A 19,183-nucleotide genomic window follows, 5' to 3' on the forward strand; every position below is an offset into this window, starting at 1 on the left:
ATATTCTTGTTCCGATCATACTGGTACGTAAACGAATGCCCGGTAGCTACCCTTGGTGTGGACAACGCATAGGTCGCTTCTGTGACCGTGGGTTCGACCGCAGCCGATTCCACCACCATCATGGCTCCACATGCAAAAAAGAAGCCGCCTAAAAAGGCATTGAGACCTTCTAGACAGCGATAATCAGTTATTTCAACCTGCTGCTAGCCTTCCCTTCCTCAACATGGACAATGAAGGTATGCCAATTTCTTCAATCGTTTGAGCCTTAGGGCATCTTCTTGCGAACTTCCAAGTCACTTAATTTAATTTCAATTTCCACATAATCTCCCAGGGCATGAGGAACTTGCAAACTTAATCCAACTGTTTGCGAATAGTAAGAGAATATCCCTAACGGATTAGAGTCATAAGCTCGATCCGCTTGGTTCAAATATGAAATAAGTTCTTCATCACTATAACTAGTAAATAATTCTCTAACATACGCTTCAATTTCCTCATTAGATTCATCACTAACATAAATATAATGACCATTTTTCAGGAGGCTGACAAACTTTTGATCTATCTTTACTATATCTTGCAAATTCACCTTTTCACCTGTGTCTGTATTAATATTAGTTGTGTAAAAGAGATTTGTTGGATAGGGCATTTCCTCCCCATACATGAGTCCCGAATATTGAATACTTATAATACTATCCATAAATTGAGTAATTACATAATCCATCTCCAAATGAAGATTTGGATCAATTTCGTTATAAAGCTTAGTAATATCCTCTTTAACTATTTCATTCATTTTTTTCATAAACTCCAGGTCATGCACCGTAGTAAATTGAGGATAAAAAACGTTAGTTCCCCGGCTAGAGTAATTCATCTTCTTGACTCCAAGTTCATATTTAAATTGATCTGGTCCAGGTAAAGTTGAATTAGCCATAAACGCTTGAACAGTACCACAAGATGTTAATATTATAATGTATAGAATATTATATATAAATTTCATAAATACACCTCATATACATCAAAGTGAAACATCTCACTTTTTGTAATAATTCATCCTTTATTTCCAGTATCCATATGGCATTAACCCCCAAGAATATTGTAATATCTACACTTGGGGGGTACACCTCACTGCTAATATTTCAGAATAGACTTATTTAATTCTAGTATGATATCCCATTCCTCGAGGGTGACAATTACGTCAATGAGGGTTGTCGCACCCAAGGTCTCTTAATATCTACCAACTTGCTCTGTCGAGCAGTGATTGTAATTGAACTATTCTTTGGCTCATACTTAGGAGAGGGTTTATTTGGGATAGGTCAGTAATAAAATTATCCGTTTTATTAACTACCTCTTCGATAAACTTCTTCTTGTTGACTTTGATGTCTCTCCATTCGGGATAAACTCGATTTTCTATAGGCTTGGTAATGACATACTCACTAATGAAGCTGTCCGACTGAACCACACTCACTAGTAAGTCATTATCAGCAGAAATAAATTCAAGCCATGTATTGTAAGATTCTGTGTCCTTTATGGCTATATACTTAGTATCACCTATTAACAGACACACTTCTAATAGATTTGATAACCAAGTTGAAATAATGTCAAAACCCTCTTCACCCTCTGCCAGTTCCCTATTATGGTAATAACCATATTCTTCTGAGTGTAGGTTTAACTGAAAGAAGCCCTCAATCCCTCCTTCCTTTTCAATTTGCTCTAAGTTCATTTTTCCCCAATAATCCACATCAACGATAATTCGGTATTTTATCTCAAACAAATTTGACTACCTCCCGAAATCAGCCGGAGTTAACTTATGTGAACCAAATGCTGTATCAAAATTCCCATCCTTGAAGAAAAGTTGAATGGTATCGCCTTTATAAGAGTAATTATAGTAACCACTTGTGAATCCCTTACTAATTGCTTCATTTGCACCGTTTTGAACGCCTGTTATGATATCTTCCTTAGTCCAACTAGGGTTAAAGAATGAGTTTTTATTCAACTTTGACGCTAGTGCTTTATCCGAAAGATACGGTACTTGATTCGCAAAATCGCTCGCAATATGTTTTCCAATGTGTTGAATATTGTTACTACTTAAAGTAAAACCATAATCAATATTGTGAACCCAAATACCTAAACTGCTTACAAAATACGTATGGAAATCGGCAACAGTAAAGTTGTATGCCTTTGCTTTTTCATCGTGATGTACGATTTCGATATTGTCAATCTTTAAATGATTTCCGTTACTTTGAACTAGTTCATCGCTCACCTTCAAATCAACAGCAAATACCCATCCCTTGCTATCCACCCTAAATGGATGATTGTCAGTTGTCTCAATAATTTGATTGCCCACCGACAGCTTATAAGTCGTATTCTTTTCATTTCGATGCAGTTGAACTACTTCCATGTAAGCCTGTATTCCGTTTTATTCTTCATCATGCTGTAAAGGATGTTCACAAGCCTTCTCATAATGCAGATGATTGCCTGTTTCTTCTTTTTGCCTTCGCCTAGTCGTTTTTCGTAATACGCATGAAAAAGCGGATTGAGTGGCTTCTTGGACGTTCTAGCGGTTTGAACTTGTCTTACGGCTAGCCCCCACAGAATCTTGTTCAACGCTCGATTTCCTTGCCGCTGATTGCGGTCTTTTCCCCTGCCGCCGCTACTCATTTGGCTTGGTGTAAGGTTTTAGAATCCAAATAAGGTGGTATCTGATGATTTTAAGGCTATGTTGAGGATGTAGATTAAGAGAAAAGGGTTATATTCTCAAGCATTTTGTATGTGCGTACAGTTGTTTCGGATAAATATCATACGGAGGTGATGAGGGTTAAGTTCTTGGGGACGTTGCCGCCCGATTCATTCGGCACTGGGTGGGGTAAAAGAAAAGACCTTGAGGATTGCCGCCCTCAAGGTCAGTTACTGTTACTTTCTAAAGACAATACACTCTTTACTTAATATACTAATTTCTAATGGAGGCATTGTAATTGTACATCTTAGGTATTGTGTTTCCTCGTGAAGATAATCTTCAAGTTCAACATTTTGCAGGAAATACGGAAGCTGCAATCTTGTAAACTCACGAATTGGTTTTTCTTTGTCATATTCTAATGCATGTTTATAGTTTATCTGATAGCAATTCAAAAATTTGTAAACTACATCACCATCAGAATCCTCATACACCAAGACAAGTTCATCACCAAAAAAATCAGTAGACAAACTAATAACCCTCGCATCCCAATAATGCATATCTTCAATTTTTTTTAAAAGCTGTTTAGACTCCATATTAACCTCACTTTTTATACGGAATATGAGCATCAGGACTCTTTCTATCAACAACATTACCATTAATGTCCAATGGATTTCCTTTTTCATCAAAAAGATGAACATGGTCATATTTCGTGACTTTATCAGGAGGGTCTATTCTCATTCGGATAGCACCACTAGCATCTTACACATGAACAAATCCATTATTATCAGTATATTTCCATCCATCAGGAAGATTGCCAAGAAGCTGTGACTTGCTCATGTTGGGTACATCAGCTACTTTGAAACCAAAAATAGAGCAATTATGCACCCATATACCAAGGTTAGAAACAAAATAAGAACTAAAGCCCGCAACCTCAAAGTTATATACCGTTGCTTCTCGCGGCTCTTTCTCAATCTTATCTATTGCAAGTTTAGAACCATCACTCGAAACAAGCAAGTCTCCAACTCTCAGGTCTTTTACGAACGTCCATCCCTTGCCATCCAACCAAAACGGATGCTCACCGGTAACCTCGATGATTTCATCCCCGATGTGAACATAATAGATTTCGTCAGCCTGTTTTTGGAACAGCCCCACGACATCCCCATGATCATTCAGCTCGTAGTATTGCACTCCGCTGGTCGCTTGATCGACGCGGGACCACAGGCGGCCGCCTAAATCATAGATATAGGTATAGCTAACACTAGCTGCGCCACCCTTCACCTCTGCCTCAGCGATCAATTTGGCTTCTTCATCATAATAATAACGGGTCCGCTGATCTCCTTCTACTCGTTCATAGAGCAAACCGTCGCCATTATACGTATAGCTTACTTCCTTGCCGTTCTCCAGCTTCACCTGCGTTAGCTGGTTCAGGCTGTCAAAGGTGAAGTTCGCATCCGTCAGACCACGCAAAGTGCGCCCTTCTACCTGCTGTATATTCCCACGTGGATCATAGGCGTATTTCTTGCTCCCACTAAGCCCACTTTCCTGCTGAATCCGATTCAGCACCTCATACGTGAACACATCTAACCCTACATTTTGCGTTCGTCCCGTTATATTCTTGTTCCGATCATACTGGTACGTAAACGAATGCCCGGTAGCTACCCTTGGTGTGGACAACGCATAGGTCGCTTCTGTGACCGTGGGTTCTGTAGCAGCTTCTGTCTCGGTAGCCTGCGCCCCTGTTGATTTCCCTAACTGACCCTCATCATTGCGCTCCTGACCCATTCCACCCTGACTGAAACCTGGCCGATCCAAAGCCGCGGCTTCGCCTGACAAGCTAGCATCAGTGGCCTCATTTACGCCCGTTGTATCAGCGCCCAACTCCCCGGCTAAGCTGGCTGCTTGCTTGGCGCGAGCCATAGCTCCGGCCTCAATCGTCATTCCGGTCAAATCATAGCCATCATAACGGTAGGAGGTGCCTGGCCCATTCTCTGATGCGCCTTGTTGCAGCAGCCCATTGGCTTGATAATCAAAGGTCATGCGATCCAGAACCCCATTGACCGAAGGAACAGCTCGCGACGCCAAGGATGAGACAGCATCTCCGGCAGACCGGCTTGCTCCCGCTGCCCGTTGGACAACCTCCAGCGCACTGACCCGGTTCATAGGATCCACCGTATAGCTGGCTCCCGTAGCTCGCCCTGAAGCATCGGTAAACGTGTAGCCCGTTCTCATTTGCTTATTGTAGTCATAATCGATCCGGGCTCCGTCCGGATAACGTATGCCTGTCAATGCACCATCGCTTGGATCATAGCTATAGGTCGTGCTGCCCGTTCCATCGGTCATGCCCGTGCGGCGTCCCATGGCATCATAGGTGTACGCGATCGTTTGATCCGGTGTGGTTATCTTCGTCAGCACGTTATCTTTGTTGTATTCATAGTTGGTCAACTTATTGGCATGGTCGAGAAAGCGAACCAGATTGCCCCGGGTATCATAGTAATAGGCCTCGACCCGTCCTTGTTCATTCGTTTGGAGGATTAATTGGCCAACCTCGTTGTACTCTTTCTTGACAGAAGTCCCATCCGGATAGTCCACCCGGATCAAATCACCGGCCAAACTATACGTATACTTCGTCACACGCTGCTCAGGGTCCGTAATGGCAACAACCCGGCCCAGCGCATCTACCTGATACGTAGTCTGCTGCCCCTTACCGTCCGTTACCGTGACCGGATGGCCCTCCAGATTATAGGTGCTTTGCTCCAAGGTGACAAAAGCTCCGCCCTTCCCTTCCTCTACAGCCAGCGTATTTCCCAGCAAGTCCAGTTGCTCGCGATACTGCACCCCGGCGGGATCCTGGTAAGTCACCGTCCGGTTCACCATATCGTATGTCGTCACATCTTGCGAGCCGTCGGCATACAAGGTCTTAGTGGGACGGCCAAAGCCGTCATACGTATATCTCGTACGATTCTGCTCGGCATCGGTATGCTCCGTCAGATTACCAGCTTCATCATAGGTATATTCAAAAATGGCTTCACCCAAAACCTGCTTCATCAGCAACCCAAATGGATTATATTGCTCCAGGGTCGTGATCCCTTCCGGCCCCGTCACGGTCACGGTATGGCGATCATCATCATAGGCTATCTGGGTCGTGCTCTGGTCGCTGTATAACGTCTGAATCATTCGTCCTAAGGCATCATACGTATAAGCGGTGACCGCCCCGGCTTCATCCGCCGCCGTGAGCAGTTCCCCTGCCGGGCCATAGGAAAATTTCTGTTCGGCTTTGCTCACACTGCCGCTGGCAGCATGAACGAGCATGGACTGCTTCGTTAACAGATGCTTCCCATACGGTGAGGCATACGTATAGTTCACTAAATTGGTACGCGCATCATCCTTCACGATCACCGTAGCTGGATGACCATAAGCATCATAGGTCCAGTCCGTCTGCGCCAGCAGCTTGCCACTGGCACTGTTCTCTCTTACGGCCACCTGCAGCAGGCTTCCCTGAGCATTATACCGATAGCGCTCTACTCGTTTTTGCCCTGCGTTCACCTGGGTCTGAGCCTGCTGGGGCAAGGACCAGAAGTAAGGCTCCGCAGAAGCCGTATACTCATAAGCCTGCTCCTGTCCCGTGCTCCATTGCTCAGCCAGCACCTGCCCCCGTTCATTGTATTGATAAGTGACACTTAGAGGCGAGGACTCGCTTCCCCCTTGCTGATAACTCTCCGTCACTTGAATCGGAAGATTCCAGCCGGATACCGTGTCATAACGATATTGCTGTCGATAGGTTGTGGATGCTTCTGCCCTTTGCTGTTCATCCAGGTAAAGGAGATCAGGCTGTCCACTTCCTCCCAATGACTTACGAATTTTCAAGCTGCTCGTGGCATCCGCTTCAACCACCGTTGTTGTCCAGGATGCATCTTGTCCATAGCTGGTCAAGTCTTCTCCCGAGTAGGTGAATGCAGCAGGGTGCAGAGCAACATCTCCAAGTGGCGTGGAATATAGGCTTTTACGCGCTTTGACCTTAAAAACAACCTCCGTGGCATACTCGCCCAGGTGCTTGAGCGCCGGGGTATAGTCCAGCTCCGTTGTCCCCGAACCCGGGTGCATCACCCGCCGCAATAAGGCGGAATGCTTCACAGGCTGGAGGGCCTCCTCCTCCTTTAAAGTAGCCAGAAAGTTGTAACGGGACTCCGGATAATCGTAAACATATTTCGTACTCCGCCCCAGGGCGTCCTTCACTTCACTCAAGACAGGTTGTTCATGAGCTACTGCGGTCACATACTCCACTTTTCGCGGGGTCCCGGTTAGAGCAACGGTCATCCGTCCCGCCGTATAGGTGAAGGTTAGCTCCTGTCCATCGCTATTCTGGATGCTGGACAGCACCGTTGCTCCATGTGACGCTCCCGGAGTATAACGCAACTCGACGCGGTTCCCGTAGTTATCCGTAATCAGTATAAGATGGCCGGAAGCGCTGAAATAATAGTGATGACCGTTTAATACGGACAGCTTCAGGGTACTTTTCAGCTCACCGACGGTTTGCGTACCGTCCTCCATCAGTATGACGTCACCCCAAGGGTATCCTTGCAGCTTCAAATCCGCTGTAAGCCGGTAACGTCCAATACCCGGAAAATCCAGAATCTGCTGGCCTTCCCGCTCCTCCACGAAGGGAAGCGCCCATCTCCATCCCCGGCCCAGCGCAGAGTCCCGCTCCTCCCGGCGCGCTTTCGTCTGGTTGACGTAAGCCCCGTTCTCCAGAGCTACCCCTATCTCTTCACTGGCTCGGCTGCTATCGTACATGCGTGTCAAAGTAAAAGACAGGGAGCCTGGCAGCGTAAGGTCCGCTATGCGAAGCCTCACATCCCCGGTCGAGGCTGCTACCGCATCCTCCCCATACGATAGCTCGTACAGGGAAGATTCATCCAGCAGCGATAGCTGCTCCAGAGCCGCCTGATCATAAATCGCAGCCGATGCCAAAGGCAGAGCAGCCATTTCCCCCTGATCCACAGCATCTGGCACCAGGCTGGACTTGGAAGATAACAGAGCCAGCTCTCGCTCCATGTGACGTACCGGTTGATCGGTCACGATCGCTGACGCATAGCCTTCTTTGCCCTGCTGTAGTGCCTGATCTATTTGATATAACGTATACCCTTGCGACAATTGCCCGTCCACCCAGGCTTCGCTCACCTTAAACTTCTGCATGATCCCGGAAGCTGTGAGCAGATCTCCCTGCAGGGTATTTCGCTCAGCCACCTGCGGCGTCGTTTGCAGCTGGGTTCCTGCACCGAAGGATACGGTTTGAAACATGCCCGTCCCCATCAGCGACAGGGACAGTACGAATCCTATGACCTTCTTCCACATCGTTACATCCCTCCGAAAATTCATCGTCATTGGTTCACAGGTCCATTTCATGCTTCAAAAGGAAAGACCTTCTTCGTGCGATATTGCAAATTTCCCTTCACGTCATATTCATACATCAGCTTATCCCCGGTAGGAAACACGATTTGGGTCAGTCGGCCATCGGGATGATAATTATAGGTCGCCTCGGGTGCTAGCGCCATGATTGAAACCATCAACTCGAGCTCAAGAGGCAAGGCATTTTTCTCGGACAGCTTCAAGTAATAGACTTGTCCAGCTTCCAGGTCCAGCTCCAGCACCGTATAATCAAGACCAAAGGAATCATCCTCCTGATCGGTTGAAGCCAAAGGATGAAGCAGATCAGGCTCGCTATACAAGGTCATGACCGGGTCAAGAGACATCCCGGCAAATTCCTTGGTCACAAAGCGGTAACGCCCCGCTTCAGGCGCCAGGAATCGGTAATATCCGCCCTGTCCTGCCGCCTTGTGCACTTCAAGCACCTGACGGTGCGGCAATTCTTCAAAGATATCATGTTGGACTTCCACAAATTGAAAATTGCGATAAGGTGCGGCAAAAAGGACCGGGTTCGCCGAGGTCATCTTCAGCTCTATGGTCCCGCCAGCAGGGATAGGGGACGAGGTCGCGGTCTGCTCCCCTTCACCCACCACACTTCCACTGGCATCCAGAATCGTATAGTCGAAGTATCGGGCCTCGGAAAGGCTCGCATTGGTCAGCAGCTTTTCGGCAAAGCTGCTCTTGTTCTTGAACCCGATCTGATCCTCTGGCTCCAGCACCCGCTTCAATAACGCGGCCTCTGAGCTTGGGTCGGCCTGAAAACCCTCCCCATAAGTGAAGGTCACCGGTGGGTCTGTCGTCACCGTTACCACCACTTGACTCCCCGTGGGGACGGAGAGATTCCCGACCTGATCGAACCCCGCCTTGTCCACGGCCCCGCTTGACAGGTAGATCGCATAATCAAATAACGCCGCTTGACTGGCCTGTGCATCGCTGCTCAGCGTTTGGGTGCTTGGCTGCAAATTGGTAAACACATAACTTTCATTTTTGTTTAAAGTCACCTGAGGCTTCTCCTGAGGTTCACCCGGTGCACCTGTAAAGGCTGTATACACACCACCGAAAGTAATAGAAGCTGTTAGTGGGGTAACGGTAATGGAATAGCCTGAGGATACGGGCACAGAAGAATAACGTCTGGAGCCCTTACTATCAACAGTTCCATCCGGACGATAGATCACATAAGAGAAAAGCACATTTGTTGAGGCATTACTATATAAACGTTGCATATCTGAACTGATATTTCGATAAGTGTAGGAGGAACCCGGCGTTACGTTCGCTCGAAGCAACGCCGGATAGGCCGCAGGCGTTACACTAATCGTATCGGTATAGGAAATCGTGATTGCACTTGCGGATTGACCTGTAATAATGGCGTACCCACCTGCCGGAATCACCACATCTCCCCTGTCCTCAAAGCCTACTCTATACACGCTGCCATCCTCGGCATGGATCGCCGCATCGAAATGACCCCCTATATCACCAGCATTGCTATTGATAGTAATGCTTTTGGAGCCGCCATTTGCAAACTGATAGGATTCCCCAAAGCCAATAAGCTGCTTGGAGATAGCTTCGCCAGGCTTGCCCTGCCAGGAGAACAGTCGGTAATTCGCCCCAAAGGTGACCGGAGCGGACACAGCCGTGACGACGATCGAATTACCACCAGAGATTACAGGGTCGGTGTACGTGTTGGCTCTCTTGCTCTGCTGGGATCCGTCCGGGTAATACTCCACCCAGTCAAACCGGTTGCTGGAACTGGCGTTGGTTCTGAGCGTACGCCGATTGCTTGATATATTGCGAAATTCATAGCTCTCCCCTTGCGAGAGTGTCACCCGGAAATGCGAAGGCTCACTGCTAGGCTCCGCCGTGAAGTCATCCGTATAATCAAAGGTAATACCCGCCGTCCCCTGCACCGTAATGATGGCAAAGCCGCCTGCGGGTAGTTTTGGCGTACTGATCGCGTCAAAGCCCTGCGAATAATAGCTTCCATCCGCTTTATAGACCGTATAATCGTAGCGTCCACTGACCTTTCTTGCATTATTGTTCACTGGATTGGTAAGCGTGCCATTATTCGTGAATCTGTAAGAGATACCCGGCGACAGAGTCACACGGCTAATTGCGTCATTCCGCCGGTCTCCTCCCATAAAGGTTCGGTAAGGCGCTCCTACCCGAAGCGAATTCTCCGTAATCAAGGTAAGCACGACATATCGGCCTACGGCCACCAGCGGCAAGGTAGTGGTATTGCTGCCTCGAGAGGTTTCTGTACCGTCTTCGTTGTATACTACGTAGTCAAATTTGTCCTTGGCCGTTCCGGAATGCTCCACCCGGTCCTGCTTCGTTCCTACATTGGTAAAGATGTAGCTTTCGCCCTGCGATAAAGGAACACTGTCATAAGCAGGTTCATCCGTCTCGTAACCAAAGAAGCCTTCGTATGGAACAGCGACCGTAACAGGCTCATCCGAAGCTCCAGTCAGGATGATGGTATCTCCTACACTGAAGCTAGGCTTGATAGAAACCTCGAAGTTCGATCTTCTCAAAGAACCATCTTCCTGATAGACCGCGTAATCGTATCTTTTTCCGTTCGCTGCGGTCGCATCGCTCATAATTGACCGGGAGGCATAGGCCTGATTGGAGAAAAGATAGCTCTCCCCCTTGGACAATGTCTTCTTAAGTAGAGCAGGAACCGGGGAATAGGAATACGTCAGCTCCGGACTGAAGCTGACGGTCAAGGGCGAGGCATAGTCCACGGTGATTATAGTGGTCCCACCCCTGCTATATACACTGGCGCTGCTGGTATGGGCTATATCGTCGGCACTCACTTTGCCATCACCATTGTAGGCGACGTAATCGTAGCGGATATCGTTGGTGGTTCTGGCATCCGTCCTGACGGATAAAAGCTTGTTCGTATCATTGGTGAACTGAACACTTTGACCGGGATAGATTACCAGCTCGATTTTGTCTGCCATCAAATAAACACTGTCCGTCACCGTCGTATAAGCAGCCTCCGTAACCGCTGGCTGAGCAGCTTTGAACGATTTGCCAGCTACAACGTCAGCTACAGACCGATACACCGCCGCCGTCGGAATCACTGACTTTGGCGCTCCTTCTGTTGCTCCCGGCGCCACACCCAGACTGCCAAGCCCCAGAATTACAGCCAGGCAAGATAGCAGCGCTCTCTTGATCCTCATACACTTTTCCTCCACTTCCATATTCCGTATTTGCTTACCTCCCCTTTATCGGAAATTCAAAATAGTTGATAAATAGGGATTTTGAACCATAAAAAAACATCTATTGATGTACTATCTTTGAAGTCAAACCACGTTAAGCGGTAGTTTTTCTTGCGATTATAGGATTGTTCAGCTCCGCTGAAAACTTATAAATTCTATAAACTTAAAAAAATCCACCTCACAAACCATGAGATGGATTCTTTCACACAACGAGCCAGAAACTCAGAGTCCTCTATTTAATTGAAAATAACTACACCATTGCTATACTAACCTAGCTCCACCTCAATCCGGACAACCTGCCCGTTGCGCACCGCTTCGGCCAGTGGCCCTCGAATAACGGGACCGTCGATCACTACGGGATGTCCATCGGCTTGATACAGGGTTTGCCGCTGAACGGCTGCCCCCTTTTCCCCATACGTGTTTCTCTTCGCTGGATTGTGATAGCTCACCTCGGTTGCGCCGAGGAACCGGAAGGATACCTTACCCGCTTCATCGAACATCCAGCCGGGGAGCAATGGGCTTAAGCGTAGCTGTAATTCTCCGTCCTGAACGCGGAAGATTTGCTGCCCGGCCATCATCGTAACCCACATGCTAAGGAACTCTGCCGTTGAGCCGCTTAGCCGGGCCACGTAGCCACGCCCGTGCGTAGCCGGGTCCGGGTTGACGCTGGTAGCGATGAAGGAGGAATTCTCCAACGTGCTTCGTCCATAGACCGCCGGATCAAGGAATGGCACCAGCGAAGTCTTGATTTCAGCAAAAAATTCATCCGTCAGGCCGCTCTTGAGCAATGCCAACAGATATTTATAGCTCATATGCATGAACACCGATTCCCGCTCCAGCCAGCCTGCGGTAAAGGCGCGAATTCTCCCGATTTCATGTCCTTCCTCAGCCAGGCTAACCGATGTCTTGTACATCCCCAGCTTCTTGTCGAACAAGTCGCTGCTATAGATCAGCTCGTATGTCCGCTTCGCTTCAACCGGGTCCTTGGCCCCCTTCATCCAGCGTGCAGGCCCTTCCAGAAAGTGAGGCAAGGGACGCGCGTGGAAAGCTTTCACTACAGCCTTGGGCAAGCCGTAGCCGCTCATTACCGGCTCTCCTTGTTCATTAACAACCGCCTCAAACTCGGTTGCTTCAAAGGCAAAATAGGTCGGCGTCAGCCCATTGCCCATGTCCACGGCCTGCCTGATACCCCGTTCCAGCTTCTCTAGCATCCGCGCTGTCAGATCAGCAACCACGCTGAGCTGGAAGCTTTCCTCTGTTCCGCGAATACCAAAGCGAATGGCCTCCCTATACCGCTCGCGCACTCCGGCTACCTGATCCCAATAGGTAAAAGCATCCGACACTCCAGTCAAATGATCTTCCAGCAGTACGCCTACATCCTTGAGCAATTCCGCCATTTCTTCCGGCAGCATAACTTCGCGTTCACATTGCTCCAGGCATACCTGATGCACAAACCGCAATAACCACTGCAGCTCGAACGTCTCGCTCATTCCCGAGCCGAACAAGCCCGGCAAGCCGTTCATGGCATCATTCCAGCCCGGTTTATTGCCTTCCATTTCAATCCCCATGCCATAAGGATCAAGGGTGGCGAACTTAATCAGTCCCAACGCCACCAGCTTGGCGATCAGGTTCGTACGGTAGATGTCGCCTGTACCCTGCCCTGTTCTCAGCCAGTTCGTAGCCTGCATGGTCAGTCCCCATCGGCTCAGCTTCTCTTCATCATGGACTAAGGAGCCGAACTGGCGAACATGGCCCCCGCTAAGCACATACTTTTCACTGCGCGGCAGCACCCGGGCCGGACTATCGAAGAACGTATAGTCCTGTTCTGCAAATAACAATTTTTCCTTTCGATCGGGGAAGACGTCAAGGTATGTCTCAATGAGGTCCATATTGTACGTCCAATGATCGGACCAATACCCTTCCCCGAAGGATGCTTCAATATGCTGCTCGGAGAGGGATAAAATCCCGTTTAATAGCTCTTCCTGCTCTACGTTAAGCCCTGTGCCACTGGAGATGACATAGGAAATAATGTTGCCCGGTCTGAACGAATTCCGGCAGATTTCCGCCAGTTCCTTATGCCCTGAGGCCACCGCCCTGTTCAGGAACGCCTCCAGTTCTCCGCTTCGCTCCTCCGGTACGCGGAAGCTGGTGCCCTCCACAGAGAGTGGATTGTATCCATCCGCCTGAATCAGACTAAAGAACGTCCGGATATTGAATGTCCCCACACGGGGATTAAAATAAATATCATTGCGGCGATTCTGGTTCGCATCGCGGAAATTGCCGTTCCCCTGGGAGTAATACTCCGGGGCGATCGAGAAGAAATTATAGTCACGCTCCAGATCGCCATGCTTGCGGGAATAGAGATGGATAACAAAGCCTTCCCGTCCATTCTCAAAAATAAACGGATATCCGCCACGCAGGAAATTGTCCAGATAGCTTTGCTTGCAATAAGCATCAAACAGCGGCAAGGCTGTCTTCGTGGTAATGTCAGCCGTTAGCTCTTCCGTCAGCTCTCTCGCCTCAGCATATTTTCTGGCAATATAAGCTGGATCCGTCAAGGAGGCTGCCTTCGCATTGAGCCGGTCTACACTATCGATGTGCCCAATCAGCGTGTACAAACGTCGGCTTTCTCCCCGGTCAAGCTCTGCCTGCAGAGCGGAAAATCCACATGGCACCTTATTGGTGCAATATTGAGCCTCCGCCATGAGCGCAGCCAGTCCCGCGGAAGCAAGCCGTTCGGGATAAGCCAGCGACGTATTCTCCCCGAAGATCACGGAGAAGTCGGCTATCGTCGGTACTAACTGGCCATCATCGCCAAAGGACAGGTAGAAATGTCCGCTTTGCACCTCGCTGACCTCAGCCTCATCGTGAGTACTGGAACGGACGCGATAATAAGGGATCCCTTTGTCCATATTCCCCACTTCCATCCAGCTTCGCAGCAAATTCCCGACTTCCTTATAACCGGCATTCTCTACACCGTAAGGAAGGATCTCCGGCAAGCCGTCCAGCATTTCCAGCCGGATCGGCGTGTCAGAAATGTTTGTGATCTCGACTTGGCGAACCAATGCAGCATAGTCATCGTTGGGCACCTGAAAATAAGTGATTTTCAACTCCAGCCCCTGTGCCTTGTTCACCTCAGATATCACTAGCTCATTGGGCAGAATACGCATGCTGCGGACAGCCGAATTGTCGGGAAATGCGCTCTGGAAGGGCTCATAAATCCCCTCGCCCCCGGCCACCTTGATAAAGGTCCGAAATCCCTTCATCGCAACCGATTGATACGTAATACTGGCAGGCGAGAACTCCATAATCGGACTGTTCTTGTCCCGTACTCCAAAGCTGCAAATTCCTTGCCCGCGATTGACGTAGAACGTCCACATGGGAATTCCCTTTAATCCGGCAAGCCCGGGCAGGAAGCTGGAGAAGGGCTTGGCCCGGTCGTACTGATCAATGATAAAAGCATTTTGGTCGAAGCTATAGCTAGACATTCGTTTATTCCTCCGTTCTATAAGTGTGTGCAGGCTGCAAGCCCATCAACATATCCCAAGAACCTGGCAACCACGCCGTCCGAAACCGGTTTCGGAAATGCTGGAAAAAAAACGGTCAAGCTGGACTAAATGGCACAGCATGACTCGCGTACCACCAGCTTCACCGGGATGATGTCGCTCTGGACAGTTTCCCCGTCTTCTATGGAATAGATTAACATGTCGGCGGCCCTGCTGCCAAGTGCATATGTATTTTGTCTTATCGTGGTTAGCGCCGGTGTCAAATACCGGGCCATTTGAATATCGTCGAAGCCGACCAGCGAGATGTCTTCAGGCACACGAAGGCCATGCCGTTTGATCGCCCTCATGGCGCCAACAGCCAAATTATCGCCCGCAGCAACGACTGCGGTGGGGCGCTCCCTGGCCCGTAGCAGCTCTTCCATCGCCGCTTCTCCGCTCTCCACCGTATAATCGTAGCTGGCTTGTACGATATGCTTCGGAAGCACAGGCAAGCCAAGCTCCTGCATAGCTTCCATGTATCCGGCTAGCCGTTGTCCCCCCGCAAAGGTGGGTCCCCCGCCCAGATGAGCAATATGCCGATGACCCAAGCCATACAGGTATTTCACAGCCTGCCTGCTGCCCTCCACATTGTCGGAGTACACCGTACTCTTGACCATAGATTGCTGATCAAGCAGCACGCATGGAAGACTGGCATTCAATAGCTCCTCATAATAAGGATCTGTCGCATCCGGCAGGATCACCACAACTCCATCAATGCCGCGAATCTTGCAATGCTCCAGGTAGCCATGCTCCCTGCCTCCAATATCCTTGGACAAGAACATGAGATCATACCCTTTGGCGGTAGCTACCTGCTTGAACCCTTCAATAACGCCCCCGAAGAAGGGATGCAAAATACCCGCGCCAGAAGGCTCGATATATAACACGCCGATCGTCCATGAACGCTTGGTCGTTAATGAGCGGGCATGGCCATTCGGGATATAGCCAAGCTCAGCGGCCGTATCCAATATTTTGCGGCGAGTCTTCTCGCTGACATCGGAATAGCCATTGAACACCTTGGACACGGTAGCCGCAGAATATCCGGTTTTTTGCGCAATATCATAAATCGTAATCATCCTTTTACCTCCCTAGGCTTGTTAATCAAGCTTTAAGCCCAGTTCTCTTGCTAATCATTGGCAATTGTAGCCGCGAGCTTACGAGAAGTCAACCATTTGGACTTAGACAGCAATGGGAACTTAAGGGTTATTCCAGGGAACGAAACCTCTTATGAGTGAAAGACCCGATGATCGGGAACACTCCATTTATATCAGGTGAAAAAAGGAGCGAGTTGTCATGAATTCATACGAGGATAAAACCGCCGCAGATTTTGAATATGAGCGCTATAAGCTGTTGAAGGAATATCGCCCTGAGAACGATATCCCTAACGATGATCTTCTCCCCCATGATACCCAAGTGGTCCAGGGAATCAGTAAATCTCTGCCCGATGCCGAACAATCGCCAAGCGAACGGCAACGCAAGGATTAAAAATGTAAAAACGGACCTTATTCGGCCCGGTATACCCTGTTTCTTCCCGCTTTCTTCGCTTGGTACAGAGCTTGATCCGCTTTTGTCACCAGCTCTTCGCCCGCGATGTCTGGATAGGTGGCGCTCCCCGCTGAAATCGTCAACTGCAACTCTTGTCCATCCTCCAGAATGAATCGGTGTTGCTCCACAGTACTGCGCAACCGCTCGGCAATTGCCGCGATCTGTTCCGCACTGCATCGATCCACCAGAATGAAAAATTCCTCTCCCCCTTTCCGGGAGATCTGGTCTCCCGGGCGGAAGGTCTCCCTCAGAACATCGGCAAATTGTCTCAGCACGGCGTCTCCCGCCGGATGCCCATACGTATCATTAACTTGCTTGAAATAATCGATATCAACGATTAGCAAGGTGAAGGGAATATGATCACAGTTAGTCGCTGCCATCTTCTGCTCAATGATGGCTTCAAACGCCCTTGAATTGAACAAGCTCGTTAAGAAGTCGCGGTTGGCCGCCTCCTGCATCATTTTCACCGAATCCTCGGCTTCCCGCAAATGGGTTAGCATCAGATGAATGAAGATACCGGCAATCAGGAACAAAAATATATACAAAGCGATATCCCGCCAGGAACGATGCTCAAGCAGAACGCTCAGCAAAATCCCCGTGTTCAACGCAGACAATCCCAAAGCCACCAGCCAACGCTTGAACGTAATCGTCTTCCGCCATCGTATGATGATCAGCCCGCACATCAGCGTTATAAACGCATAAAGTGGTCCGATGAGAGAAATGGCGGCCACGCCCTGCAGATAAATCAGTTGGTAGAGGACGATAATAACTGTAGTAACCACTCCCGACAACCAACCTCCCAAAGGAATGGAAATTAGAATGGGGAGTTGGTGGAAGTCTGCAACTATTTGCGAGGATAGAGGAAAATCATAATACATAAGCAATACGCCAAGCAAGCCGAGCACGGCACCAAGCAGCAGACGAGTATATACTGTATTCTCCGAGTGGCTGAACACCTTGCTTCTCACAATATGACCCAGGTAAATAAACGTCGTGATCACCGTGAAATTGTTGAATAAGCCCTGCAGCATCTGAAGTACCTCACTAATGTCCGTTTGACAGCAATGTTAGCATACCATATTGCAACGTCAATTATAAATTTTCGCTCATACTATAATGACGTCTTCCATGGTATAATCGCATAGATGAAAGGGTGAGCGGGATGAGCGACGCAGCTGCACCTCAGGTGCAGGAGCCTGTACAAGTATGCCTGCTGGCAGGGAAAATCATGCTTCAAAGCGGCGCGGAGACCTACCGCGTGGAAGATACGATGACACGAATGGCGGATGCGTTGGGACTACATGGAGCCGACAGCTACGTAACGCCAACAGGAATTTTATTTCAGTCAGGGCAAGCGGAATCGGCCAAGCTGATTCGTATCATAGCCCGCACCACCGACTTGCAGAAGGTATCCGCTGTGAACGACATCTCCCGCAAGCTCGGCAACGGAGAACTGAGTGCGGACGAAGCCTATGCCGCACTCCTGGAAATTGAACGGGTCAAGCCCGCTTATCCCATGTCCATGCAAATTGCAGCAGCCGCTATATCCAGCGGCTGCTTTACCTTGATGTTCCGCGGCTCCCTGGCCGATTTCCTGCCCGGCATCCTTTGTGGCGGTTTGGGCTTTGCCGCTTTTTTGCTATTGCATCGGCTGGTGAAGGTTAAGTTCTTTGCCGAGTTCGTAGCATCGCTGCTCATCGGCCTGCTTGCCACATTCCTGTTGGAGCTTCATCTCGGACATATGCTGGACAAGGTGATCATTGGCTCCGTGATGCCTCTCGTTCCCGGCTTGCTCATTACCAATGCTGTTCGGGATTTGATGGCTGGTCATCTGGTATCCGGCTTATCCAGAGGAGCGGAAGCCTTCCTCACGGCATTTGCCATTGGCGCTGGCATCGCCGTCGTCTTTACTCTCCTATGAAGCTAACCGCGTGCCATGCTAGGATCATTTGACCATAGTCTATCCGGAAGGAGGATCATTGCTATATGTTCTGGATCATCCATCTCGTAGCCAGCTTTATAGCCTCTGCCGCCTTTGCCATCCTGTTTAATGCCCCTAAGCGCACGCTGCTGCAATGCGGGATATCCGGTGTAATCGGCTGGATGATATATCTGTTACTGCATAGTATGGGCATGGAGGCCGTCTTCTCAACCGTAACCGCCACCTTCCTGGTTGGCGTAGTGGGGCAGTACTTTGCCAGATGGTACAAGGAGCCGGTCATCATTTTCAGCGTTGCCGGTATCATTCCGCTGGTTCCCGGCGGCCTTGCTTATGATGCTATGCGGAGCTTTGTGGAGAATGAATATAATCTGGCCGTTCAATTGGCCGCTCAGGCCTTCCTTCTCTCCGGTTCGATTGCCATTGGACTGGTTCTCTCCGAAGTGCTGGGACAACTCCTGGTTCGGCGCAAGCCACAGCGCATTCAAGTGAACCGCCAGGATCAATAAAAGTGTGGTGAACTTATATATATGTGCGTGTTCAAAAAGTCGGGTTTTCAGGACCAAGAAGGTTGAATGAGGCTAGGGACTGAGTAGCGGAGCGTAGACAGATCTACGTGAGCAACGGAAGGCCCGGCTGAATTCAAGATTCGACGTCGAGCCCACTCCCTGTACTGCTTCGTCATGGAAAGACGACTTTTTGAACTACCTCTTTTAATATGTGTTCAAAAAGTCGGGTTTTCAGGACCAAGAAGGTTGAATGAGGCTAGGGACTGAGTAGCGGAGCGTAGACAGATCTACGTGAGCAACGGAAGGCCCGGCTGAATTCAAGATTCGACGTCGAATCC

At 49.2% G+C, this 19,183-nt stretch carries 12 protein-coding genes and 1 pseudogene; 3 read left to right on the forward strand and 10 right to left on the reverse strand.

Features of this window, described 5'->3' with window-relative positions; genetic code table 11:
- Positions 1-265 precede the first annotated feature (265 nt).
- The 9 genes and pseudogenes from C557_RS0106505 to C557_RS0106545 all read right to left on the reverse strand — a co-directional run bounded on the left by C557_RS0106505 (position 266) and on the right by C557_RS0106545 (position 15,928).
- Entirely contained in the window at positions 266-991 is a 726-nt protein-coding gene (locus C557_RS0106505; protein WP_018751031.1) for a hypothetical protein, read from the reverse strand.
- Positions 992-1,225: 234 nt separating this feature from the next.
- Positions 1,226-1,765: a hypothetical protein gene (locus C557_RS0106510; RefSeq protein ID WP_018751032.1), complete on the reverse strand. Its 540-nt coding sequence runs from the start codon at positions 1,763-1,765 to the stop codon at positions 1,226-1,228.
- A gap of 6 nt (positions 1,766-1,771) precedes the next feature.
- Complete coding sequence (locus tag C557_RS0106515) at positions 1,772-2,392, reverse strand: polymorphic toxin-type HINT domain-containing protein (protein WP_018751033.1); 621 nt, start codon at positions 2,390-2,392, stop codon at positions 1,772-1,774.
- Positions 2,383-2,655 (reverse strand): annotated as a pseudogene (locus tag C557_RS23070) (IS110 family RNA-guided transposase); the annotation flags it as partial. The gene C557_RS0106515 and the pseudogene C557_RS23070, both read right to left, overlap by 10 nt.
- Positions 2,656-2,904: 249 nt before the next feature.
- Positions 2,905-3,261, reverse strand: coding sequence for a hypothetical protein (locus C557_RS0106525; RefSeq protein ID WP_026263333.1), 357 nt, complete (start codon positions 3,259-3,261; stop codon positions 2,905-2,907).
- Between the two features lie 166 nt (positions 3,262-3,427).
- Positions 3,428-8,020 carry a polymorphic toxin-type HINT domain-containing protein gene (locus tag C557_RS25375; protein ID WP_018751036.1) on the reverse strand — a complete coding sequence of 1,531 codons (4,593 nt, stop codon included), beginning with the start codon at positions 8,018-8,020 and terminating at the stop codon, positions 3,428-3,430.
- A 47-nt stretch (positions 8,021-8,067) separates the two neighbouring features.
- Positions 8,068-11,271: a hypothetical protein gene (locus C557_RS0106535; protein ID WP_018751037.1), complete on the reverse strand. Its 3,204-nt coding sequence runs from the start codon at positions 11,269-11,271 to the stop codon at positions 8,068-8,070.
- 305 nt (positions 11,272-11,576) lie between these two features.
- Positions 11,577-14,798, reverse strand: a complete 3,222-nt coding sequence (locus tag C557_RS0106540) for a hypothetical protein (RefSeq protein WP_018751038.1) — start codon at positions 14,796-14,798, stop codon at positions 11,577-11,579.
- 125 nt (positions 14,799-14,923) lie between these two features.
- Positions 14,924-15,928, reverse strand: a complete 1,005-nt coding sequence (locus C557_RS0106545; protein ID WP_018751039.1) for a LacI family DNA-binding transcriptional regulator — start codon at positions 15,926-15,928, stop codon at positions 14,924-14,926.
- A gap of 217 nt (positions 15,929-16,145) precedes the next feature.
- Between C557_RS0106545 and C557_RS0106550 the strand changes: the two genes are divergently transcribed.
- Positions 16,146-16,337 carry a hypothetical protein gene (locus C557_RS0106550; protein ID WP_018751040.1) on the forward strand — a complete coding sequence of 64 codons (192 nt, stop codon included), beginning with the start codon at positions 16,146-16,148 and terminating at the stop codon, positions 16,335-16,337.
- A gap of 17 nt (positions 16,338-16,354) precedes the next feature.
- On the opposite strand, the gene C557_RS0106555 is transcribed toward C557_RS0106550, so the two are convergent.
- Entirely contained in the window at positions 16,355-17,428 is a 1,074-nt protein-coding gene (locus tag C557_RS0106555; protein ID WP_018751041.1) for a GGDEF domain-containing protein, read from the reverse strand.
- Between the two features lie 131 nt (positions 17,429-17,559).
- Between C557_RS0106555 and C557_RS0106560 the strand changes: the two genes are divergently transcribed.
- Positions 17,560-18,318, forward strand: a complete 759-nt coding sequence (locus C557_RS0106560; protein WP_018751042.1) for a threonine/serine exporter family protein — start codon at positions 17,560-17,562, stop codon at positions 18,316-18,318.
- A 41-nt stretch (positions 18,319-18,359) separates the two neighbouring features.
- Positions 18,360-18,845 (forward strand): threonine/serine exporter family protein, encoded by a 486-nt coding sequence (locus C557_RS0106565; RefSeq protein ID WP_276202653.1) that lies wholly within the window; start codon positions 18,360-18,362, stop codon positions 18,843-18,845.
- Positions 18,846-19,183 lie beyond the last annotated feature (338 nt).

It is taken from the genome of Paenibacillus sanguinis 2301083 = DSM 16941 (genome assembly GCF_000374825.1).
Taxonomy (GTDB): Bacteria; Bacillota; Bacilli; order Paenibacillales; family Paenibacillaceae; genus Fontibacillus; species Fontibacillus sanguinis.